Annotated in this window: 26 protein-coding genes; 14 read left to right on the top strand and 12 right to left on the bottom strand. The window is 71.8% G+C overall.

All coding sequences use genetic code 11. The annotated features are described in order from the left end of the window. Positions 1-210 precede the first annotated feature (210 nt). The 4 genes from FHX78_RS14815 to FHX78_RS14800 form a co-directional block, all read right to left on the bottom strand. Positions 211-753: a DUF4396 domain-containing protein gene (locus FHX78_RS14815; RefSeq protein WP_145867932.1), complete on the bottom strand. Its 543-nt coding sequence runs from the start codon at positions 751-753 to the stop codon at positions 211-213. Between the two features lie 157 nt (positions 754-910). Beyond that, positions 911-1597, bottom strand: a complete 687-nt coding sequence (locus tag FHX78_RS14810; RefSeq protein ID WP_145867930.1) for a DUF305 domain-containing protein — start codon at positions 1595-1597, stop codon at positions 911-913. A 128-nt stretch (positions 1598-1725) separates the two neighbouring features. Next, positions 1726-2121, bottom strand: coding sequence for a DUF6153 family protein (locus FHX78_RS14805; RefSeq protein ID WP_145867929.1), 396 nt, complete (start codon positions 2119-2121; stop codon positions 1726-1728). A gap of 152 nt (positions 2122-2273) precedes the next feature. Then, entirely contained in the window at positions 2274-2636 is a 363-nt protein-coding gene (locus FHX78_RS14800) for a DoxX family protein (RefSeq protein WP_145867928.1), read from the bottom strand. Positions 2637-2850: 214 nt separating this feature from the next. Between FHX78_RS14800 and FHX78_RS14795 the strand changes: the two genes are divergently transcribed. Continuing rightward, a complete protein-coding gene (locus FHX78_RS14795) occupies positions 2851-3702 on the top strand; it encodes a LysR family transcriptional regulator (protein ID WP_229923819.1) in 852 nt (283 codons plus the stop codon). A gap of 15 nt (positions 3703-3717) precedes the next feature. Here FHX78_RS14795 and FHX78_RS14790 read toward each other — a convergent pair whose 3' ends face one another. The 3 genes from FHX78_RS14790 to FHX78_RS14780 all read right to left on the bottom strand — a co-directional run bounded on the left by FHX78_RS14790 (position 3718) and on the right by FHX78_RS14780 (position 5556). Then, complete coding sequence (locus FHX78_RS14790; protein ID WP_145867927.1) at positions 3718-4335, bottom strand: TetR/AcrR family transcriptional regulator; 618 nt, start codon at positions 4333-4335, stop codon at positions 3718-3720. Positions 4336-4503: 168 nt separating this feature from the next. Beyond that, positions 4504-4725 carry a hypothetical protein gene (locus FHX78_RS14785; protein WP_145867926.1) on the bottom strand — a complete coding sequence of 74 codons (222 nt, stop codon included), beginning with the start codon at positions 4723-4725 and terminating at the stop codon, positions 4504-4506. A 90-nt stretch (positions 4726-4815) separates the two neighbouring features. Next, a complete protein-coding gene (locus tag FHX78_RS14780) occupies positions 4816-5556 on the bottom strand; it encodes an SDR family oxidoreductase (protein ID WP_145867925.1) in 741 nt (246 codons plus the stop codon). A 171-nt stretch (positions 5557-5727) separates the two neighbouring features. On the opposite strand from FHX78_RS14780, the gene FHX78_RS14775 reads away from it, so the two are divergent. Beyond that, positions 5728-6378 carry a superoxide dismutase gene (locus tag FHX78_RS14775; RefSeq protein ID WP_145871976.1) on the top strand — a complete coding sequence of 217 codons (651 nt, stop codon included), beginning with the start codon at positions 5728-5730 and terminating at the stop codon, positions 6376-6378. Between the two features lie 246 nt (positions 6379-6624). Here FHX78_RS14775 and FHX78_RS14770 read toward each other — a convergent pair whose 3' ends face one another. Then, the gene (locus FHX78_RS14770) at positions 6625-7062 is read right to left on the bottom strand and encodes a hypothetical protein (RefSeq protein WP_003992141.1); all 438 of its coding nucleotides are present in this window, start codon (positions 7060-7062) and stop codon (positions 6625-6627) included. Between the two features lie 501 nt (positions 7063-7563). Between FHX78_RS14770 and hemL the strand changes: the two genes are divergently transcribed. The 7 genes from hemL to ccsB all read left to right on the top strand — a co-directional run bounded on the left by hemL (position 7564) and on the right by ccsB (position 15352). Beyond that, entirely contained in the window at positions 7564-8880 is a 1317-nt protein-coding gene (gene hemL, locus FHX78_RS14760; protein WP_145867923.1) for a glutamate-1-semialdehyde 2,1-aminomutase, read from the top strand. Between the two features lie 41 nt (positions 8881-8921). Then, positions 8922-9569 (top strand): histidine phosphatase family protein, encoded by a 648-nt coding sequence (locus tag FHX78_RS14755; protein WP_145871973.1) that lies wholly within the window; start codon positions 8922-8924, stop codon positions 9567-9569. A gap of 130 nt (positions 9570-9699) precedes the next feature. Continuing rightward, positions 9700-10983: a polysaccharide deacetylase family protein gene (locus FHX78_RS14750; RefSeq protein WP_189908534.1), complete on the top strand. Its 1284-nt coding sequence runs from the start codon at positions 9700-9702 to the stop codon at positions 10981-10983. A 66-nt stretch (positions 10984-11049) separates the two neighbouring features. Next, positions 11050-11718, top strand: coding sequence for a TlpA family protein disulfide reductase (locus tag FHX78_RS14745; protein ID WP_145867921.1), 669 nt, complete (start codon positions 11050-11052; stop codon positions 11716-11718). A 1-nt stretch (position 11719) separates the two neighbouring features. Then, the gene (locus FHX78_RS14740; protein WP_145867920.1) at positions 11720-12493 is read left to right on the top strand and encodes a cytochrome c biogenesis CcdA family protein; all 774 of its coding nucleotides are present in this window, start codon (positions 11720-11722) and stop codon (positions 12491-12493) included. A gap of 4 nt (positions 12494-12497) precedes the next feature. After that, on the top strand, positions 12498-14240 hold the full coding sequence (gene resB / locus FHX78_RS14735; protein ID WP_145867919.1) for a cytochrome c biogenesis protein ResB: 1743 nt from the start codon (positions 12498-12500) through the stop codon (positions 14238-14240). Then, positions 14237-15352, top strand: a complete 1116-nt coding sequence (gene ccsB, locus FHX78_RS14730; RefSeq protein WP_145867918.1) for a c-type cytochrome biogenesis protein CcsB — start codon at positions 14237-14239, stop codon at positions 15350-15352. The genes resB and ccsB overlap by 4 nt, the downstream gene beginning before the upstream one ends. A 92-nt stretch (positions 15353-15444) precedes the next feature. Here ccsB and FHX78_RS14725 read toward each other — a convergent pair whose 3' ends face one another. Further along, entirely contained in the window at positions 15445-15903 is a 459-nt protein-coding gene (locus tag FHX78_RS14725; RefSeq protein WP_145867917.1) for a nucleoside deaminase, read from the bottom strand. Positions 15904-16014: 111 nt separating this feature from the next. Between FHX78_RS14725 and FHX78_RS14720 the strand changes: the two genes are divergently transcribed. Continuing rightward, on the top strand, positions 16015-16779 hold the full coding sequence (locus FHX78_RS14720) for a CDP-alcohol phosphatidyltransferase family protein (protein ID WP_145867916.1): 765 nt from the start codon (positions 16015-16017) through the stop codon (positions 16777-16779). A 156-nt stretch (positions 16780-16935) separates the two neighbouring features. Here the strand turns inward: FHX78_RS14720 and FHX78_RS38155 are convergent, their stop codons facing one another. Continuing rightward, positions 16936-17295 carry a hypothetical protein gene (locus FHX78_RS38155; RefSeq protein ID WP_167531761.1) on the bottom strand — a complete coding sequence of 120 codons (360 nt, stop codon included), beginning with the start codon at positions 17293-17295 and terminating at the stop codon, positions 16936-16938. 65 nt (positions 17296-17360) lie between these two features. On the opposite strand from FHX78_RS38155, the gene FHX78_RS14710 reads away from it, so the two are divergent. Then, a complete protein-coding gene (locus FHX78_RS14710) occupies positions 17361-19247 on the top strand; it encodes a protein kinase domain-containing protein (protein ID WP_145867915.1) in 1887 nt (628 codons plus the stop codon). A gap of 24 nt (positions 19248-19271) precedes the next feature. Here the strand turns inward: FHX78_RS14710 and FHX78_RS14705 are convergent, their stop codons facing one another. Both FHX78_RS14705 and FHX78_RS14700 read right to left on the bottom strand, forming a co-directional pair. Then, a complete protein-coding gene (locus tag FHX78_RS14705) occupies positions 19272-19871 on the bottom strand; it encodes a TetR/AcrR family transcriptional regulator (RefSeq protein ID WP_145867914.1) in 600 nt (199 codons plus the stop codon). A 306-nt stretch (positions 19872-20177) separates the two neighbouring features. Then, a complete protein-coding gene (locus FHX78_RS14700; RefSeq protein ID WP_145867913.1) occupies positions 20178-20519 on the bottom strand; it encodes a PLD nuclease N-terminal domain-containing protein in 342 nt (113 codons plus the stop codon). Between the two features lie 66 nt (positions 20520-20585). Here FHX78_RS14700 and FHX78_RS14695 point away from each other — a divergent pair, with 66 nt between their 5' ends. The 3 genes from FHX78_RS14695 to mqnP are packed head-to-tail and all read left to right on the top strand — an operon-like array spanning position 20586 to position 23424. After that, positions 20586-22037 (top strand): menaquinone biosynthesis decarboxylase, encoded by a 1452-nt coding sequence (locus tag FHX78_RS14695; protein ID WP_145867912.1) that lies wholly within the window; start codon positions 20586-20588, stop codon positions 22035-22037. Next, positions 22034-22504, top strand: a complete 471-nt coding sequence (locus FHX78_RS14690; RefSeq protein ID WP_145867911.1) for a hypothetical protein — start codon at positions 22034-22036, stop codon at positions 22502-22504. Before FHX78_RS14695 ends, FHX78_RS14690 begins: the two co-directional genes overlap by 4 nt. Further along, positions 22501-23424: a menaquinone biosynthesis prenyltransferase MqnP gene (mqnP, locus tag FHX78_RS14685; protein ID WP_373312961.1), complete on the top strand. Its 924-nt coding sequence runs from the start codon at positions 22501-22503 to the stop codon at positions 23422-23424. The genes FHX78_RS14690 and mqnP overlap by 4 nt, the downstream gene beginning before the upstream one ends. Positions 23425-23427: the final 3 nt, after the last annotated feature.

Genomic DNA, 23427 nt, shown 5'->3' with positions numbered 1-23427 from the left:
TCGGCGTGACGGGCGGGGCGGCGCATGTGGCTCGCCCTACCCCTGGGGGGTACCTGGCGTCCATGTATACCCCCTGGGGGTATCGGTATCAAGTGCGGGAAGCGGTCACCGGACGGAGTGCCGAGGGGGCACGCACACAGCGGGGCGGCCCCCGGCGATCGAGGGGCCGCCCCGCTGTGACCTGCGAACGGACGAAGGTGGGGGAGGGGCTCAGTGATAGGCGTGGACCACGGCGTGGCCCTTGCCCCGCCCGATCATCCACTTGTTGACCGGCGTGGTGATCACGAACGCCACGACGAAGCCGCCGAGCAGTGCCGACCAGAACAGCCCGTCCGACAGGTGCGCGTCCATCGCGCCCGGCGTCAGCGCGATGATGGCGTTGTCGACCAGCTCCATCACCGCGATGGAGACGGTGTCGGCGGCCAGCGCCACCTTGACCGCGGCCTTCAGGGAGAGCCCGGCGCGCACCACCGCGAAGAGGGTGAAGGAGTAGCCGAAGACGAAGGCCAGGGTGATGGCGAGGATCATCGTCGGCACGTTGCCCCAGAGCAGGGCGGTGCCGATGACCATGCCGAGGATCTCGCCGATGACGCACCCGGTGAGGCAGTGCAGCGTCGCCTTCACGGCCGTCGACCAGGAGGCACCGCGCGCGCCCTGGCCGTCGTGGCCGCCGTCGTGCCCGCCGTGGCCGTGGTCGCCTGCCCGGGCGGAGTGGTCGTGTGCGGTAGCGGAGTGGTGTGAGTCGTGGTCCATGACCTTCATCCCCATTCGGCGTCCCACGGGGACCATCAGCGGCCCCACGACTCCAACAATATACCCCCCGGGGGTATTCCGAAAGTCGACGAACGGCCGGAACGGCACGGGGCGGGCACCACCGGCGCCCGCCCCGCACCCGGAGTGGGGAAAGGGATCAGCCCCGGCCGAGCAGCTGCTCCATCTGCTCGATCTCGGCGCTCTGCGAGGTGATGATCCGGCCGGCCATCGTCATGGCCGGACCGTGGGCACCGTCGGCCCGCTCGGCCTTCGCCATCTCGACCGCGCCTTCGTGGTGCCTGATCATCATCTCCAGGAAGGCGGTGTCGAACGCCTCGCCCGAGGCGTTCCCGAGGTCGCTCATCTCCTTCTCCGTCATCATGCCGTCCATGCTGTCCATGCCGTGCGTGCCGTGTGTGCCATGTGCTTCGTGTGCGGAGTGGTCCGGGGCGCCCTCGGCCGGCACCTCCTCGCCCCACGAGGTCAGCCAGCCGGACAGCGTCCTGATCTCCGGGGCCTGGGCCTTCTTGATGTCCTCGGCGAGCTTCTTCACCTCGGCCGACCGGGCCCGGTCGGGCGCGAGGCCGGCCATCTCCACGGCCTGGCGGTGATGGGGGATCATCCCCTGGGCGAAGGCCACGTCGGCGGCGTTGTGCCGCCCCTGCGAGGCCGACGCGGTCGCGGAGGGCGCGGTAGCGGACGGCGAGCCGGTGGCGTCGTGGCCGCCGTGACCGGCCGCGCCGGAGCCGTCTCCGCCACCGCCGCAGGCGGCCAGGACGAGGGCGGCCGTACCGGCGGCGACCACGGCGACAGCGCGGCGGACGATCGAACGATTGCGGATCATGGTGGTGCAACTCCTTCCCGCGCGCCGTTCGGGGCGCGCGGTGCGAGCGGATGTGCGGGTGTGCGGGCGTGCGCGAGCACGGCACCCGTCACCGGCGCCGCCGGGTGCGGGGTGCCGTGCGGGCCGCTCTATATCCGCAGGAGTTGCAGCTCGGAGAGGTCGGGCGGGGCCCGCCCGTCGCGGGGCGCCCTCGCATCCGCCGTGGTGCGCGCGGGGGCGGCGGGAGCGTCCAGGGATGCGCTCGCCGGCGCCGGGGGCGTGTACGTCGAACTCGTCCCGGCCGCCGCGCACGCCCCGTCGGCGTGATCGAGATGCCCCGGTCCGCCCTCCGTGTGCGCGCAGTCCGCGTCCGCGTGCACGGCACGGTCCGCCGTCATCCCCGCATGACCGGCACCCGAGTGCGCCGCCGGGACCCCGTCGGGCGCGAGGCCGTGCATGCCGAGCACACCGGCCAGCACCGCCATCACCAGCACCACGAACAGCCGCCCGGCCGGGCGGCTGCTTGATCGGGTGCTCCTGCTCACCCGGCCATCGTACGGTCCGGCCGCCGACACGGCGGGAGCGAGGAAGGGGGGTGGGCGGCCGGTCGGGTGAGGGGTGAGCGCGGAGAGGGACGTGTGCGGCTGCGGGGTCGCGGCGGGCGCCGGGCCCCGCGCCGTCTCGCGCCGGAGGCCGTTCAGAGCCAGGTGGTGGCCGGCCAGGTGAGCAGGGCCGCGGTGGTGATGAGGACGACGTTGAGGGTGATCCGGCGGTCCTCGCCGGTCAGGTGGACGGCGATCGCGCCGGTCTGCAGGAGTACGAAGCCGATGGCCGCGGTCAGTGCCAGCCAGGGGGCGATGCCGGTCAGCGGCGGCAGGATCAGGCCCGCCGCGCCCAGGAGTTCGACCGTACCCAGCGCTCTGACGGCGGGCAGGGGCATGCGGTCGACCCAGGCCATCATCGGGCGGAGCCGATCGCGGCTGCGGAGCACTTTCATCGCGCCCGAGTAGGAGTAGAAGAGGGCGAGCAGCCCGGCGACGGTCCAGTAGGCGATGTTCACGAGTGCCCTCCCCGGCCACCGGCTGCGGGCGATCCGTCGGTTCCCGGGGCGGTCACCACCGGAGGGCGGGCGGGTCCGGCCGCCCGTACGGCGGTGGGGGTCGGCGGTTCGCCGGTCTGCGCTGCGTCGGTCATGCCCCGAGTGCACCGCCGGGGCCCCGCGCCTGTCCAAGACCTGTTCCGCGCCGCCGATACCCCGTGGATATCGTGGCAGCGTGGAGCTACGTACCCTGCGCTACTTCGTGACCGTCGCCGAGGAGCTCCACTTCGGCCGGGCCGCCACCCGGCTGCACATGAGCCAGCCGCCGCTGAGCCGGGCGATCAAGCGGCTGGAGGCCGAGGTCGGTGGCCCGCTGTTCGTCCGCTCGCCCGCCGGTGTCACGCTCACCCCGGTGGGCGCGCTGCTGCTCGACGAGGCGCGGGCCCTGCTCGACCGGGCCGACCGCCTCCGCGGACGCGTGACCGCGGCGGCCGGTGGCGCGACCCTCACCGTCGGCATCCTGGGCGACGGCACCGACCCGGGAGCGACCAGGCTGGCCGCCGCCTACCGCCGGAGCCACCCCGGTGTCGACATCCGCGTCCGTGACACCGACCTGACCGATCCGACGTGCGGGCTGCGCGCCGGACTGGTCGATGTCGCCCTGACCCGGGCGCCGTTCGACGAGACCGTGCTGACCGTGCGTGAGCTGCGTTCCGATCCGGTGGGTGCGGTGCTGCGCGCCGACGATCCGCTGGCCCGCCGCGACCGGCTGCGGCTGGCCGACCTCGGCGGCCGCCACTGGTTCCGGTTCCCGCGGGGGACCGACCCGGTCTGGCAGTCGTACTGGCACGGCGGCGAGCCGCGCGAGGGCCCGGTGGTGCGCGTCGTCCAGGAATGTCTGCAGGCGGTGCTGTGGAATGGCACGGTCGGGGTGGCCCCGCTCGGACACGACCTGCCCGCGGAGCTGGCCGTGGTGCCGCTGACCGACATGGCGCCGAGCCGTGTGGTGGCGGTGTGGAACGAGGGCGACACCAACCCGCTGGTCCACTCCTTCGTCGGGAGCGCGACGGCCGCGTACCGCCGTTGAGCACCCGATGGCCGCCTAGGCCGGGCGGACACCGTCCAGGAGGTTGCCGACGAGCGCGGTGACGAAGGCGTCGGTGACCGGTTCGTCGGGGATGAGCAGCCGGTGGTAGACGGCGCCCCAGAGCTGGTCGACGAGGACCTGTACGTCGATGTCGGCGCGGATCTGACCTTGTTCCTGGGCGCGGTGGAGGCGTTCCACCGCGAGCCGGCGCCGGTGCGACGAGTACACCTCGCGGTAGGCGGTGGCCAGGTCCTGGTCCGTCTGTGACTCGCCGATCAGCTCGGTCAGTACGCGCCCGCCCGGGGTCTCCGTCATGACGTGGGCGAAGGCGCGCAGCTGGGTGAGCAGGTCGGCGCGGATGTCCGCGGTGTCGGGGAAGGCGAGCGTTTCCTGGACGGCGTGCACGTAGCCGTCCAGGGCGAGGGCCCCCTTGGAGGGCCACCATTTGTACAGGGTGGTCTTGCTGACGCCCGACGTCCTGGCGACGCGTTCGAAGGTGAGGTCGGCGATGCCTTCGGTGAGCAGCAGCTCGCCGACGGTGCGCAGGACGTCCGCCCGGACCTCGTCCGCGGGCCGGCGCCCCCGTCCGCGGCCGGTGCCTTCCCTGGCGGCGGGACCGTTCGCCTTGTTCACCACGTGTGCTCCTGCTCGGTTTCCGGGATCATGCCAGTCTCCCCGAGGGCGCCGCCCGCGGTCGAGCCGGTGTGGAGCGGCGGCTCCGCCGCGCCGCCTCGGTGTCGAGGTGGAATGGCTCGTCCACGAGCTGCGGGATCTGGCGGCGGGCGCCCGGTGTCACCGGTGTCACGGGGCGATGCGCCGGCTCGCGATCAACCCGTCGCCGATGTTGTCCGTGCGGTGGTGGTCATCGTGAGGGGTGGCCTCGGTGGTGAGGGGAGCCGGGAGGGGGAGGGCCGAGGGCACTCCGCGTCCCCGTCCCGGTCCCGGCTGCCGGCGGTGGAGGGTGAGCAGGTCGGCGAGGCCGATGCGGGTGAGGAATGCACGGCGGACGCGGTCGGCGGTCACCGAGACCTCCTCGGACCAAGGAGGGCGAGCCGGAGTGTGAGCCGGGGTGGGAGCCAGGGGTGGGCCGGCGGGAGGGCGGGGGCAGGGAGGTCAGGCGAGGCCGCCGTTGGCGTAGAGGACCTGGCCGTTGACCCAGCGCGCGGGACCGGCGAGGAACGAGACGGCCTCGGCGATGTCCCCGGGCCGGCCCAGCCGCTCCAGCGGGGTCGCCTCGGCGAAGTTCGCGACGGTGGCGTCGTCCTTGCCGTCCAGGAACAGCGGGGTGGCGGTGGGGCCTGGCGCGACGGCGTTGACGGTGATGTCCCGGCCGCGCAGCTCACGGGCCAGCGTGAGGGTCAGGCCCTCGACCGCGGCCTTGCTGGCGACGTAGGCGCCGTAGGACGGCAGCTGGGTGCGGACCACCGAGGTCGAGAAGTTGACGATCGCGCCGCCCGGCCGGACCTTCAGCGCCGCCTGCTGGGCCACCACGAAGGTGCCGCGGATGTTCGTGCGGTGCATCCGGTCCAGGTCGGCGAGGTCGAACGTAGCGATCGGCGCCAGGATCATGATCCCGGCGGTGTTCACGACCACGTCGACGCCGCCGAAGGCCGACTCGACCGCGTCGAACGCCGCGCTCATCGCGTTCTCGTCGGCGACATCCCCTCCCACCGCGACGGCCCGGCCGCCGGCGGCGGTGATCGCGGCCACGGTCTCCTCGGCCCTGGCCCGGTTCCCCGCGTAGTGCACGGCGACCGCGAGCCCGTCCTGGGCGAGCCGCTCGGCCACGGCACGGCCGATGCCGCCCGATCCGCCGGTGACCAGTGCGACGCGGTCGGTGGTGGAGGTGCTCATGGTGTTCTCCCTTCAAGGCCCCCAAATGAACGTCGCGTACATATAAGCATGGAAATGAACGTGACGTCCATATCCTCACTCCATGATGGCCGGCATTCGATCGGCAATCCCCGCTTATGCCGCTAGCATGCAGTTGCACATTGGTTGCAATAACATCGGAGGATGCTGGACATGGCGGTGTACACGCTCCCGGAGCTCCCCTACGACTACTCGGAGCTCGAGCCGGTCATCAGTCCGCAGATCATCGAGCTGCACCACGACAAGCACCACGCGGCGTACGTCAAGGGCGCCAACGACACGCTGGAGCAGCTCGCCGAGGCGCGGGACAAGGAGCAGTGGGGTTCGGTCAACGGCCTGGAGAAGAACCTGGCCTTCCACCTCTCCGGCCACATCCTGCACTCGATCTACTGGCACAACATGACCGGCGACGGCGGCGGCGAGCCGCTGGAGAAGGACGGCGTGGGCGAGCTGGCGGACGCGATCGCCGAGTCCTTCGGCTCGTTCGCGGGCTTCAAGGCGCAGCTCACCAAGGCCGCCGCGACCACGCAGGGCTCCGGCTGGGGCGTGCTGGCGTACGAGCCGCTGAGCGGGCGCCTGATCGTCGAGCAGGTCTACGACCACCAGGGCAACGTGGGCCAGGGCTCCGTCCCGATCCTGGTCTTCGACGCCTGGGAGCACGCCTTCTACCTGCAGTACAAGAACCAGAAGGTCGACTTCATCGACGCCATGTGGGCCGTCGTCAACTGGCAGGACGTGGCCCGGCGTTACGAGGCAGCCAAGGCCCGTACGGACGTACTGCTCCTGGCTCCCCGAGCCACCTGAGCTGCCTGAGTCACCTGAAGCCACCTGAGACGTCCTGCCTCGTGATCGTCTTCTCACCCTTCACGACGGCAGGCGGAATGAGGGAAGCCCCCGCGAGGACGTGACACGCGGGGGCTTCCCGACCTTCTCGGGGCGTCGGTGGGGCGTCGGTGGGGCGTCTGCGGGACGGCGGCCCGGTCCATGGCCGCGGTGACCGGCCGGCGTGGCCGAGCCCGAAAACCCGCCCGCCACCCGCAAGAACCCGGATCAGGGCCAGACCAGGCAGTACGCCTGATGCCCCGCCTCATGCAGCCGGTGGCTGAAGTCCTGCCACTCGTGGAGCAGTTGGTACACGTTGAACGCGTCCCGCGGGCCGCCGCGGTCCGGGACCGTCGACCAGATGAACGCCGCCGCGCCGACCGCCTCCTCGCCTATGCCGCGCAGGGGGTCGACGACCGTCATGGGGAGCTTCACGACCGCGTAGTCCGGGTGCAGGACGACCAGTTCCAGCGGCGGGACCTTGTGCAGGGGGACGCCCTCGATGCCCGTGAGGACCATCGCGGCCATGGTTTCCGGCTTGATCTTGGTGAACATGCCGTTCATGCCGAGTTCGTCGCCGCCGAGTTCCTCGGGGCGCATCGAGATCGGGACGCGGGCCGCGGTGGCGCCGTCCGGCGCGCCGAAGTACTTGTACGTCACCCCCACCCGACCACCATTCCCGCTCCCCGCCCCGCGCAGGGGGCCGTTGTGCCGGTCGATCCGCTCGGACTCGCCCGGTACACCGCGTACCCGGCGTGTCTCGTCCGCGTTGTCCGCGTTCTCCGCCTCTCGCCGGTGCCTTCCCCGCCGGGCGCGTCGAGGACCCAGGTCATCGGTCCCCTCGCCCAGTCCGCCACCGCGATGCATATCTCCACCCGACTGCTTTTCTAGGACGCGTGGCCCCCGCCGCGCAACCCGATCATCGTGTCAGTGACCTCCCCCACGGCCGCCCGCCGAAACGTGCGGTGAAACATCTGCCCGCGGGATCTTCGCAGCCTCCGGCCGCCCCGGCCGTGTGAGCTGTGTGTATCAGACGTCAGTTTCGCAGATCGCGGCGGATCGGGGGCCCGATGCCGGAGGCCGCCCCTGGCCTACCCTGAACAAGTCACACGCACCCGCAGCCCGGAGGACCCGGGACGTCGGAGAAGGTCGGAGAAGTCGCAGGTCATGAGCGAACTGCCATATTCGTACGAAGCCCAAGCCTCGCAGGCGCTGTTCGATCGTGCCGCGGCCGTCACTCCCGGTGGCGTGAACTCACCGGTGCGCGCCTTCCGCGCCGTCGGCGGCACGCCCCGGTTCATGGTGTCCGGCAGCGGTCCCTACCTGACCGACGCCGACGGCCGGGAGTACGTCGATCTCGTCTGCTCCTGGGGGCCGATGATCCTCGGCCACGCGCACCCCGAGGTGATCGCCGCCGTACAGGAGGCCGTCGCGCGCGGTACGTCCTTCGGCACGCCCGGCGAGGGCGAGGTCGCCCTCGCCGAGGAGATGGTCGCCCGGATCGAGCCGCTGGAGCAGGTGCGGCTCGTCTCCAGCGGGACGGAAGCCACCATGTCGGCGATCCGCCTCGCCCGCGGGTTCACCCGGCGCACCAAGGTGATCAAGTTCGCCGGGTGCTACCACGGGCACGTCGACTCCCTGCTCGCCTCGGCCGGTTCGGGTGTCGCCACCTTCGCGCTGCCGGACACCCCCGGCGTCACGGGTGCCCAGGCCGGCGACACCATCGTGCTGCCGTACAACGACCTCGACGCCGTGCACGCCGCGTTCGCCGCGCACCCCGGTGAGATCGCCTGCCTGATCACCGAGGCGTCGCCGGGCAACATGGGCGTCGTACCGCCGCTGCCCGGCTTCAACCAGGGGCTCAAGGACGCGTGCGCCGCGAACGGCGCGCTGTACATCTCCGACGAGGTCATGACCGGGTTCCGTACCAGCCGCGCCGGGTGGTACGGCGTCGACGGCGTCCGGCCCGACCTGATGACCTTCGGCAAGGTGATGGGCGGCGGCTTCCCGGCCGCGGCCTTCGGCGGGCGCGCCGACGTCATGGCGCACCTCGCCCCGGCCGGGCCCGTCTACCAGGCCGGAACGCTCTCCGGGAACCCCGTCGCCACCGCCGCCGGGCTCGCCCAGCTGCGGCTGCTCGACGACGCCGCCTACGAGAAGGTCGACGCCGTGTCGGCGCGGATCCAGGCGCTCGTGTCGGAGGCGCTGACCAAGGAGGGGGTCGCGCACACGCTGCAGAACGCCTCCAACATGTTCTCGGTCTTCTTCACCGACTCCCCGGTGCGCGACTACGAGGACGCCAAGGCGCAGGAGTCGTTCCGCTTCACCGCCTTCTTCCACTCGCTCCTGGCGAACGGCGTCTACCTGCCGCCGTCGTCGTTCGAGTCCTGGTTCGTCTCCACCGCGCACGACGAGCGGGCCCTCCAGCGGATCGCCGACGCCCTCCCGGCGGCGGCCCGAGCGGCGGCGGAGGCGACCGCGTGAGCGCCGTGAAGAAGAACGACGAGCTGACCGTCGTCCACCTGATGCGGCACGGCGAGGTCGCCAACCCGGACGGCATCCTCTACGGCCGTCTGGCCGGCTACCACCTCTCCGAGCTGGGCCGGCGCATGGCCGACCGGGTCGCCGAGCACCTCGCCCCCCGCGACATCGTGCACGTCGGCGCCTCCCCGCTGGAGCGGGCGCAGGAGACGGCCGAGCCGATCGCCAAGGCGCGCGGCCTGGACATCGCCACCGACGAGCGGCTGATCGAGGCCGACAACGTCTTCCAGGGCAAGACCTTCGGCATCGGCGACGGCGCGCTGCGCCGCCCGGGCAACTGGAGGCACGTCGTCAACCCGTTCAAGCCGTCCTGGGGCGAGCCGTACGTCGACCAGGTCGTCCGCATGATGGGCGCGCTGGACGCGGCCCGGGACGCGGCGCGCGGCCACGAGGCGGTGCTGGTCAGCCACCAGCTGCCGATCTGGATCGTGCGGTCCTACGTCGAGCGGCGGCGGCTGTGGCACGACCCGCGCAAGCGGCAGTGCACGCTCGCCTCCCTGACCACGTTCACCTACCAGGGCGACCGGATCGTCTCCGTCGGCTACAGCGAGCCGGCCCGCGATCTCGTCCCCGCGCATCTGCTGGCCGGCGCCAAGCCGGTGAAGGGGAAGGGCAAGGCCTTCGGCGCGTGACGCCGGCGGGCTTTCGTTGCCGAACCTTCGCACGGGACGGGAACCCCCGTGTTCGTCGCGTCCTCTGAGTGAGTGACCACCGGAGGACGCGACGATCGGGGATGTCATGCGCGCGCTCACTCGTAGAGGAATGATCGGGCTCGGCGCGGGGGCCGCCGCCGCCGTCCCGCTGGCCGGCTGCGGCGGCCGTACGGACCCGGACGGCGCGGGCGGCACCGGCGGGTCCCGCCCCGGCGGTGATCGTCCCGGTGGCGACCGTCCCGGGCGGGCGGAGCCGTCGAAGACGGCGCGTCCGATCGGTGACGGCTCCACCTCCTTCACCGGCCCACAGCCCCACCAGCCGGAACGGCCGGTGCCGCTGGAGCCGGGGCGGACCCCGCCGCAGTTCGTCGTCTTCTCCTGGGACGGCGCCGGCGAGGTCGGCAACGGGCTCTTCCCGCGCTTCCTGGACCTCGCCAGGGAGCACGGCGCCCACATGACCTTCTTCCTCTCGGGCCTGTACCTGCTCCCCGAGTCGAAGAAGCGGCTCTACGACCCGCCGAACAACCCGCGCGGCGCCTCCGACATCGGCTACCTCACCGACGACCACATCAGGGACACGCTGAAGAACCTCCGCCGGGCGTGGCTGGAGGGCCACGAGATCGGCACCCACTTCAACGGTCACTTCTGCGCCGGCTCCGGCAGCGTCGGCCACTGGACGCCGCGGCAGTGGCGCAGCGAGATAGCGCAGGCCACGTCGTTCGTGAAGGAGTGGCGGACCAACTCCGGCTGGACCGACCTGGAGTCCCTGCCCTTCGACTACGACAAGGAACTGGTCGGCGGCCGTACGCCCTGTCTGCTCGGCCAGGACAACCTGCTGCCCGTCGCCCGTGAGCTCGGCTGGCGCTACGACGCCTCCTCACCGGGCGGACGCCAGGTCTGGCCGTCGAAGAAGCAGGGCATATGGGACCTCCCCCTCCAGCAGATACCGTTCCCCGGGCGTTCCTTCGAGGTCCTGTCGATGGACTACAACATGCTCGCCAACCAGTCCCTCAACTCGACCAACGCGCCCGCCCACCGCCACCCTGGCTGGCGACGGCAGGCGGCACAGGCGTACATATCCGGCTTCCGGCGTGCATACGAGACGAACCGGGCGCCCTTCTTCGTCGGCAACCACTTCGAGCAGTGGAACGGCGGCATCTACATGGACGCCGTGGAGGAGGCGCTCAAGCACATCGCGCGGGAGAAGGAGAAGGGCGGCGACGTGAGGCTCGTCTCCTTCCGGCAGTTCACCGACTGGCTGGACGTGCAGAAACCCGAGGTGCTGGACCGGCTGCGCACCCTGGACGTCGGGCAGGAACCCACCGGCGGCTGGAACGCCTTCCTGAAGAACACGGACTCCACCACCGGAACGGGCCCCGGCAACGCCGCCTGATATGCGGGTTTCCGCCCGCACGGGGGGTGCGCAAGATCCCCAGAACGGGCATGCGAAACTTTTCACATGAGTGCCGCCAGCCGCGCCCCCCAGCGCTCGAACCGAGCCCTCCAGCGCTCGACCAGCGCCACCCGCGCCACCCCCGCGCCCCGCGCCCGCCGTCGTGCAGCCCTGGCCGCAGGTGCCGTCGCGGCCGCGCTGCTCGTCTCGGCGTGCAGTTCCGGCGGGACGTCCGGCGGGGGCGGCGACACCAACTTCGTGACCGGCACCGACGGCATTGCCACGGTCGCCAGGGGCGAGCGCGACACCGCGCCCGACCTGTCCGGGAAGAGCCTCGAGGGCGAGCAGCTCGACGTGGCCGACTACCGGGGGAAGGTCGTCGTCCTCAACGTCTGGGGCTCCTGGTGCAACCCGTGCCGCGCGGAGGCCAAGTACTTCGCCAAGGTGTCCGAGGAGTACGCCGACCAGGGCGTGCAGTTCGTCGGCATCAACACCCGGGACACCAGCACCGGCGCCGCCCTCGCCTTCGAGAAGGACTTCGGCATCACCTACCCGAGCCTGTACGACCCCACGGGCAAGCTGATGCTCCGCTTCAAGAAGGGCACCCTCAACCCGCAGGCGATCCCCTCCACCCTGATCCTGGACCGCGACGGGAAGATCGCCGCCCGTACGCTCTCCCCGCTCAGCGAGGAACGCCTGCTGAAGATGCTCGAGCCGGTCGTCGCGGAGAAGTGACGTGACCGCCCTGCACACGCTCGCCGCAGATGCGGGCTACAACGGCACGGTGCTCAACGGCGCCCTCCTCGTCGCCCTGCCCATCGCCCTGCTCGGCGGACTCGTCTCCTTCTTCTCGCCCTGTGTGCTGCCGCTGGTCCCCGGCTACCTCTCCTACGTCACCGGCGTCTCGGGCACCGACCTGGCCGAGGCCCGGCGCGGCCGGATGGTCGCCGGCGCCTCCCTGTTCGTGCTCGGCTTCACCGCCGTGTTCGTCTCCGGCGGCGCCTTCTTCGGCTACTTCGGGCAGACGCTCCAGGAACAGTCGGGCGTGCTGTCCAAGGTGCTCGGCGTCCTGATGATCCTCATGGGCGTCTTCTTCATGGGCCTGATGCCCTGGCTCACCCAGCGCGAGTTCCGCTTCCACAAGCGCCCGGCGACCGGGCTGGTCGGCGCCCCCGTCCTCGGCGCCCTGTTCGGCATCGGCTGGACCCCCTGCATCGGTCCCACCCTCGCCTCCGTACTGACCCTCTCCGCCCAGCAGGAGAGCGCCGGACGCGGGGCCGTACTGACCGTCGCGTACTGTCTGGGACTGGGCCTGCCCTTCGTGCTCGCCGCCGTGGCCTTCCGCAAGGCGCTCGGTGCCTTCGGCTGGGTCAAGCGGCACTACGTCTGGGTCATGCGCATCGGCGGCACGATGATGATCCTGACCGGTGTGCTGCTGCTGACCGGCGCGTGGAACAGCCTCGTGGCGGAGATGCAGACCTGGTCCAACGGCTTCACTGTGGGGATCTGACCCGATGAGCAACACCACGACCGACACGACCCCGAAGAGCGGTGACGACCAGGACCTCGGCGCCGCCGGATCCCAGCTGTCCACCGCCCCCCGGGAAGAGCCGCCCCACCTGCCCGCCCTCGGCGTCATCGGCTGGGCCCGCTGGTTCTGGCGGCAGCTCACCTCCATGCGGGTCGCGCTGCTGCTGCTCCTGCTGCTGTCGCTGGCCGCGATCCCCGGCTCGCTCATCCCGCAGACCGGGATCGACGAGACCAAGGTCGCCGACTTCCGCGAGCAGCACGAGACGCTCGCCCCCCTCTACGACAAGCTCGGCCTCTTCAACGTCTACAGCTCGGTGTGGTTCTCGGCGATCTACATCCTGCTGTTCATCTCCCTCATCGGCTGCATCGTCCCCCGCACCTGGCAGTTCGTGGGCCAGCTGCGAGGCCGTCCGCCGGGCGCGCCCCGGCGGCTGACCCGGCTGCCCGCCCACACCACCTGGCGCACCGGGGCCGAGCCCGAGCAGGTCCGCGAGGCCGCGCTCGCCCTGCTGAAGAAGCGCCGCTTCCGCGCGCATGTCACCGGTGACGCCGTCGCCGCCGAGAAGGGCTATCTGCGCGAGGTCGGCAACCTGCTCTTCCACATCGCGCTGATCGTGATGCTGATCGCCTTCGCCTGGGGCCAGCTGTTCAAGTCCGAGGGCAACAAGCTGATCGTCGAGGGGGACGGCTTCTCCAACACGCTCACCCAGTACGACGACTTCAAGTCCGGCAACCTCTTCACCAACGACGACCTGGTGCCGTTCAGCTTCGACGTCGAGGAGTTCACCGGCACCTACGAGCGCACCGGCCCCAACAAGGGCACCCCGCGCACCTACGAGACCGAGCTCACCTACACCGAGGGCGCCGACGGCGAGGAGAAGAGGGCCCTCGTCAAGGTGAACAAGCCGCTGGAGATCGGCGACTCCAAGGTCTATCTCGTCAGCCACGGCTACGCGCCCGTCGTCACCGTCCGCGACGGCAAGGGGAAGATCGTCTTCCAGGACGCCGTGCCGCTGCTGCCGCTCGACGCCAATGTGACCTCCTCCGGCGTGGTCAAGGTCCTCGACGGCTACCGCAACGCCGAGGGCAAGAAGGAGCAGCTCGGCTTCAACGCCTTCTTCGTGCCCACCTTCGGCGGCTCGGCCAGCGGCACGATGCTCTCCCAGTTCCCGGCGCTGGACTACCCGGTGCTCGCGCTGTCCGCCTACCACGGCGACCTGAAGGCCGACTCCGGCATTCCGCAGAGCGTGTACCAGATGGACAAGACCAAGATGAAGGAGTTCAAGGACGCCGACGGCGAGCTGTTCAAGAAGCTGCTCACGCCCGGCGAGACCATGACCCTTCCGAACGGCGCCGGCTCGGTCACCTTCGAGAAGGACATCAGGGAGTGGGCCGGCTTCCAGGTCGTCCAGGAGCCGGGCGGCGGCTGGGCGCTCGGCGGCGCCGTCGCCGCGATCGCCGGCCTCGCCGGCTCCCTGTTCATCCAGCGCCGCCGCGTGTGGGTGCGCGCGGTGCGCGGCGCCGACGGCGTCACCGTCGTCGAGATGGCCGGGCTCGGCCGCAGCGAGTCCGCGAAGGTGCCCGAGGAACTCGGCGACCTCGCCGGGATCCTCTACGACCAGGCCCCGGGCGCGCCCGAACCCGACGGGGCCGCCGCCCCGGAAACCCCCGATCCCACCGACACCGACACCGAAGCCGGACCTGCCGAAGGGGCTGAGCAGCAGTGACTCTCGCCGCCGCGACCAACGAGAACCTCGCGGAGATCAGCAACGTACTGATCTACTCCGCGATGGCGGTCTACACCCTCGCCTTCTTCGCGTACATCGCGGAGTGGCTCTTCGGCAGCCGCAGCAAGGTCGCCCGTACCGCCGCCGCCCTCACCCCGAAGGCGGAGGCCCAGGCGAAGAAGGCGCCGGCCGTCACCGTCAACCAGGCCGGCGGCACCGCCGTACTGGAGCGGCCGAAGGTCGTCGTACGGGCCGCGACCGGCTCGCGCGACGTGCCCGACGGGCCCGGAGCGCACGGCGGGGACGCGCAGGGCGACCTCTACGGGCGGATCGCCATCTCCCTCACCGTGCTCGCGTTCTGCCTCTCCTTCGGCGGTGTGCTCACCCGCGCGCTGTCCGTGGAGCGGGCGCCGTGGGGCAACATGTACGAGTTCAACATCACCTTCTCCACCACCGCGGTCGGCGTGTACCTCCTGCTGCTGGCGCTGAAGAAGAACGTGCGCTGGCTCGGCCTGTTCCTGACCACCTCGGTCCTCCTCGACCTCGGTCTGGCCGTCACCGTCCTCTACACCGAGAGCGACCAGCTGGTCCCCGCCCTGCACTCGTACTGGCTCTACATCCACGTCTCCACGGCCATCCTGTGCGGCGCGGTGTTCTACGTCGGCGCGGTCGGCGCGATCCTGTACCTGTTCAAGGACTCCTACGAGAACAAGCTGGCGAGCGGCGGCAAGCCCGGCAGCTTCGCCACGTCCGTGCTGGAGCGGCTGCCCGCCTCCGCCTCGCTGGACAAGTTCGCCTACCGGGTCAACGCGGCCGTCTTCCCGCTGTGGACGTTCACGATCATCGCGGGTGCCATCTGGGCCGGTGACGCCTGGGGCCGCTACTGGGGCTGGGACCCCAAGGAGACCTGGTCCTTCATCACCTGGGTCGCCTACGCCGGCTACCTGCACGCCCGCGCGACCGCCGGCTGGAAGGGCCGCAGGGCCGCCTACCTGGCCCTGATCGCCTTCGGCTGCTGGCTGTTCAACTACTACGGCGTCAACATCTTCGTCTCCGGCAAGCACTCCTACGCCGACGTCGGCCTGGGCGCGCTGCGGTCCGTGGGGTTCTGAACCCGCACACCCTCGAAGGCCGGTTCCCACGACTTCCCGTCACGGGAACCGGCCTTCGCCGTCCGTGCGGCCTCATCCGCCCCGTCCGCCCCTCAGTTCCCGATGTCCTCGTTCCACAGGTCGGGCCGGCGGGCCACGAACTCCCGCATCATCGCCACGCACCCCGGATCGTCCAGCAGCACGATCTCCACGCCGTGTCCGGCCAGCCAGTCGTGCCCGCCGTGGAAGGTGACCGCCTCGCCGATCACCACCCGGGAGATGCCGAACTGCCGGACCAGTCCGGAGCAGTACCAGCACGGCGACAGCGTCGTCACCATCGTCGTGCCCCGGTACGACCGCTGCCGTCCCGCCGCGCGGAAGGCGGCGGTCTCCGCGTGCACCGACGGGTCGCCGTCCTGCACGCGGCGGTTGCGGCCCCGGCCGAGCAGTGTCCCGTCGGGGCCGTACAGCGCGGCGCCGACGGGGATGCCGCCCTCCTCGAGCCCCGCGCGGGCCTCGGCGACGGCGGTGGCGAGCCAGGCACGCGCGGTCCTCGCATCGATCGACTCCATGCGCCCAGTCTCCCGCGCCGGTGGCCCGCGCGGGGTGCGCCGCACCGCCTCTGTACCCTGGCCCGATCACCGCCGCACGGGCGGCAGTTGGGCCCTGGTGGGAGGAACGGCATGGGTGCTCCGGCACTGGAGGAGCTGCGGGAGGTCTGCCAGCCGCAGGCCAAGATGGCGAGCCGCAACGGCGAGCACTGGGCCGGCCGGCTCTACATGCGCAGGATCTCCCTGCGCGCCACCCGCCACCTGGTCCGCACCCCGGTCACCCCCGACCAGCTCACCTGGACCATGGTGGTGTGCGGAGTGGCCTCCGGCGCCGCGCTGATGATCCCGGGCCTGACCGGCGCGATCCTCGCCGTGATCCTCATGCAGCTGTTCCTGCTCTTCGACTGCGTGGACGGCGAGGTCGCCCGCTGGAAGGGGCAGAACAGCGCGGCCGGTATCTACGTCGACCGGCTCGGCGCGTATCTCGCGGACGCGGCGCTGATGGCGGGCGCCGGCTACCGCGCCGCCGAGTCGGGCGTGGGCGGCTGGCTGTCGGTCGGCATCGCGACGGCCCTCGGTGTCGTCCTCCTCAAGGCCTCCACCGACCTGGTGGACGTGGCCCGCGCCCGGCGCGGACTGGCCGTCGCCGACGACGAGTCGACCCGCCCGCGCTCGCAGGGCGTCGCCACCGTGCGCCGCATCGCCGCCGCGTTCAAGATCCACCGGGTCACCAACGGCATCGAGGCCTCCCTCGTCCTCCTCGTCGCGGCGATCGCCGACGAGCTGACCGGTGGCATCGACCCGACCCGCTGGGCGCTGGGCGCGCTCGCCGTCATCACCTGGGTGATGGTCCCGGCCCACCTCCTGTCCATCCTGTCCTCCTCCCGCCTGCGCTGACCCGCCGACCGGACCGCGCCCGCGAAGGATTGCCCCGCCCCCCGCCCGCGGAGCCACCCCGCCTGAATCCTGTGAGCACCAACCGCGGCCGTGTCCACACCCCGCACATCTGAGCGCACCCCCAACACGACCACCCGAATCGCTCACGCAGCCCTGTCACAAGGCCTGGGCAAGCACCCGGCCAAGCACGTCTGGAGGAACCTGGTGGCCGTGGACCTCTCCTTCTGAAAGTCCTACCTCGTCGAGGAGATCCGCGCCGAAGCCCGCACCGAAGCCCGCGCCCAAGCACGGGCCGAGAGCCGTGTCGAGGACATCCCGCTCGTTCGGGAGCAGCGCGGTCTCGACGTCTCGGACGACGTCCGCGGCCGTATCACGGGCTGTACCGATTCCGACGTCCTCCGCCGCTGGCTCGCCCGCGCCGTCACCGTCCCGAAGGCCGAGGAGATCTTCGAGGGCGAGTGACCGGGCGGACCGTCGGTCGAAGTGCCGTACGCCGTCCGGCACTTCGGCGAACACGGGTGCGATTGGCTTTATGCTTGGCCTGCCCCCAAGGGCCGAGATCGCACGCCGTGGAGGCATTTGTGTCAGCGCTGGAGCCGGACGACCCGCACTCCGTAGGGACGTACCGGTTGCTGAGCCGACTGGGCGCGGGCGGCATGGGCCGGGTCTACCTCGGCCGCTCCCCGGGCGGGCGGCTCGTCGCGGTCAAGGTGGTGCACAGCGAGCTGGTGCGCAGGCCCGAGTTCCGTGACCGGTTCCGCCGCGAGGTCGAGGCGGCCCGCAAGGTCAGCGGCGCCTTCACCGCCCCGGTCGTCGACGCGGACCCGGACGCGCCCCTGCCCTGGCTGGTGACCAGCTACATCGCCGGGCCGTCGCTGGAACAGGCGGTCGCCGAGCGGGGGCCGTTCGAGGCGGGGGCGGTGCTGGCGCTGGCGGCCGGGCTGGCGGAAGCGCTGGTGTCGATCCACGCCGCGCACCTCGTCCACCGCGACCTCAAACCCTCCAACGTGCTGCTCGCCGAGGACGGGCCCCGGGTCATCGACTTCGGCATCGTCCGCAGCGTGGACTCCGACTCGGTCACCAGGACGGGGCAGGTGGCGGGCTCCCCGGGGTTCATGTCCCCCGAGCAGGTCAACGGGGAAGACGTCACCCCGGCGAGCGACGTCTTCTGCCTGGGCGCGGTGCTCGCGTTCGCGGCGACCGGCGCCAACCCCTTCGGCGGCGGACCGACCCCCGCCCTGCTCTACCGCGTCGTGCACAACCCTCCGGACGTGCAGGCCGTCACCGACCCGGCCCTGCGCGCCCTCATCGGCGACTGCCTCGCCAAGGACCCGGCCGGCCGTCCCACCCCGCACGAGATCCTCGCCCGGGTCGGCGCACTCGGCAACGAGTCGACGATGGCCCTGCGGCACCCCGGCCCCTGGCCCCCGGGCAACGGACCCGCGACCCCGGCCGCGTCCGCGACGCCCCTCCCGGCCGGCCGTCCCACCGACCCGGCGGCCGCCACCGGCGTCCTCCCGCGCGACGGCGGGCCCGGCGCCTTCCCTCACCAGGCGACCATGGTGGCGCCCAGGTTCCACGACCAGGCCACCCGGGTGGGCGCCGCCCCGGAGCCCGCCCCCGGCACGACGGAACCCGCCGGAACGGGCGGACCCGGTGGCCGCCGGGCGGCCCGGGACGCGGCCCGTGAACGGGGCGGCAGCCGACGGGCGTTCCTGCTCCTCGGCGCCGGCGCGGGCACGGTCGCCGCGGCCGGTGTCGGCGCGGGGTTCTGGCTCAACCGGTCGTCCGCCGCGGACCGGGACCGTGCCACACCGCCCTCCTCGGCCCGCCCCTCCTCCACACCCTCCGCCGCCCCGCAGCCCGTTCCGCCCGTCGGGCACTGGCCGCTCACCGAGACCTCGGGCACGCTCGCGCGGGACACGTCGGGCGGCCACGACGGCACCGCGACCGGCGTGACCTGGCTGCCCGGCGGCGGAGGCGCCGTCTTCGACGGGCGGAGCAGCCAGATCATGACCGCGGGCCCCGTGCTGCGGACCGGGGAGGGCCGCAGCTTCACGGTCGCCGCCTGGGTCCGGCTCTCCGCCGCACCGGGGAACTGGGCCACCGCCGTCAGCCAGGACGCCGGGGACGCCAGCAGCTTCTACCTCCAGTACGCCGTCACGGAGAACCGCTGGGCCTTCTCCCGCCCCGGCCTGCGCGCCACCGGCCGCAGCGAGCCCGCCGTGAACGTCTGGACCCACCTGACCGGCGTCTGCGACGGCCCGGCCCGCAGACTGCGGCTGTACGTCAACGGCGCGCTCGAAGTGGCCGTCGAGGACACCAACCCGCAGTCCGGCACCGGCCCCTTCATCATCGGCCGGGCGTCGTACGGCGGCCGGGCCGTCGACTTCTTCCCCGGCGCCGTCCGGGACGTACGGATCTTCGACCGGGCCCTCGCCCCCGCCCGGATCAAGAAACTCGGCTGACCCGCCCCGCCGTCCCGCCCGCGTTCACCCCAGGTCCGCGCGGACCGACCGCCAGATCCGGTCGGGCAGGACGCGGGCCGCCTCGTCGAGATCCACGTCGCCGAGGGTCAGCCAGCGGCGGCTGACGCCGACGACCGGGCCCAGGACGAGGGATTCGAGCACGGACAGGGGCAGGGGCGCGATCTCGCCCGACTCCACGTGCCCGCTCACCCAGGCGGTCAGCGGTGTCAGCCGGGCCTCCTGGGCGTCCCGCAGCAGCCGCGCCTGCCGCATCCCCAACTGGTCGGCGCGCGAGGAGTGCAGCAGCATGCCCACGTCCCGGTGGTCCCGGATGAAGGCGAGATACATCCGCACCAGCGCGCCGACGCCGTCCCGGGCGGACTCCGCTTGCTCCAGGGCCGTGACCATCTCGCCCAGCAGCCGCTCCAGCCAGCGCGTCAGCAGCGCGGTCACCAGGCCGTCCAGGCTGCCGAAGTGGTGGTAGAGGCTGCCCATGCTGACCCCGCTGGCCCGGGTGACCGCCTGGACCGTGAGGCCCTGCTCGCCCGACTCCGCGAAGACGCGCAGCGCCGCGTCCAGAAGCTGTTCGGCGGTGACCTCGCCGCGGTGCTGCTTGGGGCTCATCGCAGGGCCGACGTACCTTCCGGATGTGTTTCTGGAGTGAATTTCTAGAATGCTCTTCCAATTCTAGACGGCACTGGTCCAGACTGGCTGAGCCGACGTGCGTGTCCGCCCGGCGCAGGGGGAGCGGGCGGGCACGCCGCCGGTCGGGCACGCGGGGAAGACGACCCCCGAGCGACTGCTCTCCTCAGTCGTCGCCGAGGACACGGCAGGGTCCGGACCACGCCCGGCCCAGCGGCACGCCGATGACGCGGACGTGCGACGGGTTCGACGCGCCGGCGCCGGACCAGGCGCTGACGTGCGGACCGGTCAGGCGGACCCGCCGCGCTCCCCGTCCCCCGGGCGGTCGTCCTTGCCCTTCTCGTCGTCCAGGGACTTGAGGAACTCGGGGTTGTCGTCGGGGGCCACCCACTGCCGACGGCCACCGCCCCGGCTCCAGGCGGAACCGATGCTGCCGCCGGCGCCCGCCGGGTGCCGCTTCTTGCCCGCGATGATCCACGAGATCGACCCGACCAGCGGGAACAGCAGCACGAGGATCGCCCACAGCGGCTTGGGCATGTGCCGGATGTCGTCGTCCTTCGTGCTGATGCAGTCGATGAACGCGTACACGCTCAGGGCCAGTGGCACCAGGAACATCAGCACCCGCAGCATGGGCCTCTCCAGCGAAAGCGGTGGGCGGTACAGGGCCAGGGTAACCGCTCGGGGATACTTGACCGCATGGCTTACGACGATCTTCGCTCCCTGCTCAGGGCGCTGGAGCGCGAGGGCGACCTCAAGCGCATCAAGGCCGAGGTCGACCCGTATCTGGAGGTCGGTGAGATCGTCGACCGGGTGCAGAAGGCCGGCGGTCCCGCACTGCTCTTCGAGAACGTGCGCGGCTCGGACATGCCCCTCGCGATGAACGTGTACGGCACGGACCGGCGCCTGCTGAAGGCGCTCGGGCTGACGTCCTACGCGGAGATCAGCGAGAAGATCGGCGGGCTGCTGAAGCCCGAGCTGCCGCACGGGTTCGTCGGGGTGCGCGAGGCGTTCGGCAAGCTCGGCGCGATGACGCACGTACCGCCGAAGAAGGTGAAGGACGCGCCCGTGCACGAGGTCGTGCTGCGCGGCGACGACGTCGACCTCGAACGGCTTCCCGCGCTGTTCACCTGGCCCAAGGACGGCGGCTCCTTCTTCAACCTGGGGCTCACCCACACCAAGGACCCGGAGTCCGGCATCCGCAACCTGGGCCTGTACCGGCTCCAGCGCCACGACCGGCGCACCATCGGCATGCACTGGCAGATCCACAAGGACAGCCGCAACCACTACCAGGTCGCCGCCCGGCGCGGTGAGCGGCTGCCCGTGGCCATCGCCTTCGGCTGCCCGCCCGCGGTCACGTACGCGTCCACCGCCCCGCTGCCCGGCGACATCGACGAGTACCTGTTCGCCGGGTTCGTGCAGGGCAAGCGGATCGAGATGGTCGACTGCAAGACCGTCCCGCTCCAGGTCCCGGCGCAGGCGGAGGTCGTGCTCGAGGGCTGGCTGGAGCCGGGCGAGATGCTGCCCGAGGGCCCCTTCGGCGACCACACCGGCTTCTACACCCCGCAGGAGCCCTTCCCGGCGCTGACCATCGACTGCGTGACCATGCGCAAGCGCCCGCTGCTCCAGTCGATCGTGGTCGGCCGGCCCCCGACGGAGGACGGGCCGCTGGGCCGCGCGACGGAACGCTTCTTCCTGCCGCTCCTCAAGATCATCGTCCCGGACATCGTGGACTACCACCTCCCCGAGTCCGGCGGCTTCCACAACTGCGCGATCGTCTCGATCGACAAGAAGTACCCCAAGCACGCGCAGAAGGTCATGCACGCCATCTGGGGCGCCCACATGATGTCGCTGACCAAGCTGATCGTGGTCGTCGACTCCGACTGCGACGTGCACGACCTGCACGAGGTCTCCTGGCGGGCCCTCGGCAACACCGACTACGCCCGTGACCTCACCGTCGTCGAAGGCCCCGTCGACCACCTCGACCACGCCTCCTACCAGCAGTTCTGGGGCGGCAAGGCGGGCATCGACGCCACGAAGAAGTGGCCCGAGGAGGGGTACACGCGCGACGGCGGCTGGCCCGACATGGTCGAGTCCGACCCGGACACGGCCGCCCTGGTCGACCGCCGCTGGAAGGAGTACGGACTGTGAGCCCCCTCGCCGTCGGCGGCCCGGAGCTGTTCATCGGCACCGGCACCGACTACGTGGCCCTGGTGCGCCCCGAGCTGGACCCGGCCGACCCGGGGGTCCGCCGGGCCGCCGACGAGGCGGGCGTGACGCCCGAGGAACTCGCGGGCCCCGGCGACACCTGGGCGGTGCTCTTCGAGCAGGACGGCGAGGGTGACGGCTTCGAACTGCCCGGTGTGCGCGACGCGGAACCCGCCGCCTTCGCCCGGCAGCTGCGCGACCAGCTCGCTGCGGCGAGCGGACCGTTCACCGTCGACGGCGGCGCGGTGCTCCGGCTGGACGCCCACCCCTCCGGCGCGGACGCGTACACCTTCACGGCGCACATCACCCCGCCCGACGACGCGGAGACACCCCTGACCGTGCGGACGGGCCCGGTGCCCGTCGCCGGACTCCTGGCCGACCTCGACGCGTTCCTCGGGAGCCTCGCATGATGACCACCGCCGACGGGATCGTGGGCCCGGGCCCGGCATCGCGGCCGACGGGGAAGGTCAAGGCCTTCCTCCGCCTGGTCATGATCGAGCACTCGGTGTTCGCGCTGCCCTTCGCCTACATCGCCGCCCTCACCTCGATGTACGAGTGGGACGCGAACATCCACTGGGGCCGGCTGCTGCTGGTCACCCTCGCCATGGTGGGCCTGCGCACCTTCGCCATGGCCGCCAACCGGATCATCGACCGCGAGATCGACGCCCGCAACCCGCGCACCGCGCACCGCGAGCTGGTCACCGGCGCGATGTCGGTGAAGCACGCCTGGACCGGCGCGCTCATCGCCCTGGCCGTCTTCCTCGGCGCGGCGGCCCTGCTCAACCCGCTCTGCCTGGCCCTCGCGCCCGTCGCCGTCGTCCCGATGGTGGTGTATCCCTACGGCAAGCGGTTCACCAACTTCCCGCAGGCCATCCTCGGTCTCGCCCAGGCGATGGGCCCGGTCGGCGGCTGGCTGGCCGTCACCGGCACCTGGTCCTGGGAGGCGGTCGTCCTCGGTCTCGCGGTCGGCGTGTGGATCGGCGGCTTCGACCTGATCTACGCCTGCCAGGACGTCGACACCGACCGGGAGATCGGTGTGAAGTCCGTCCCGGCCCGCTTCGGCATCCCGGCCGCCATCCGGGGCGCCCGCGTCTGCCACGCCGTCACCACGGCCCTGTTCGCCTGGTACGCCGTCCTCACCGACGCCGGGGCCTTCTTCTGGCTGGGCCTGCTCGTCGTCGCCGGCGCCTTCGTCTACGAGCACACCATCGTCCGCCCCCACGACCTGACCCGCCTGAACCGGGCCTTCTTCAGCGTCAACGGCTTCATCGGCATCGCCCTGTTCGTGTGTGCCCTGCTGGACCTCCTGGTGCGCGGGCTGACGGTCTGAGGC

The organism is Streptomyces capillispiralis, assembly GCF_007829875.1.
In the GTDB taxonomy this organism is placed as follows: domain Bacteria; phylum Actinomycetota; class Actinomycetes; order Streptomycetales; family Streptomycetaceae; genus Streptomyces; species Streptomyces capillispiralis.
This window is presented reverse-complemented; position numbering and strand designations above follow the sequence as displayed.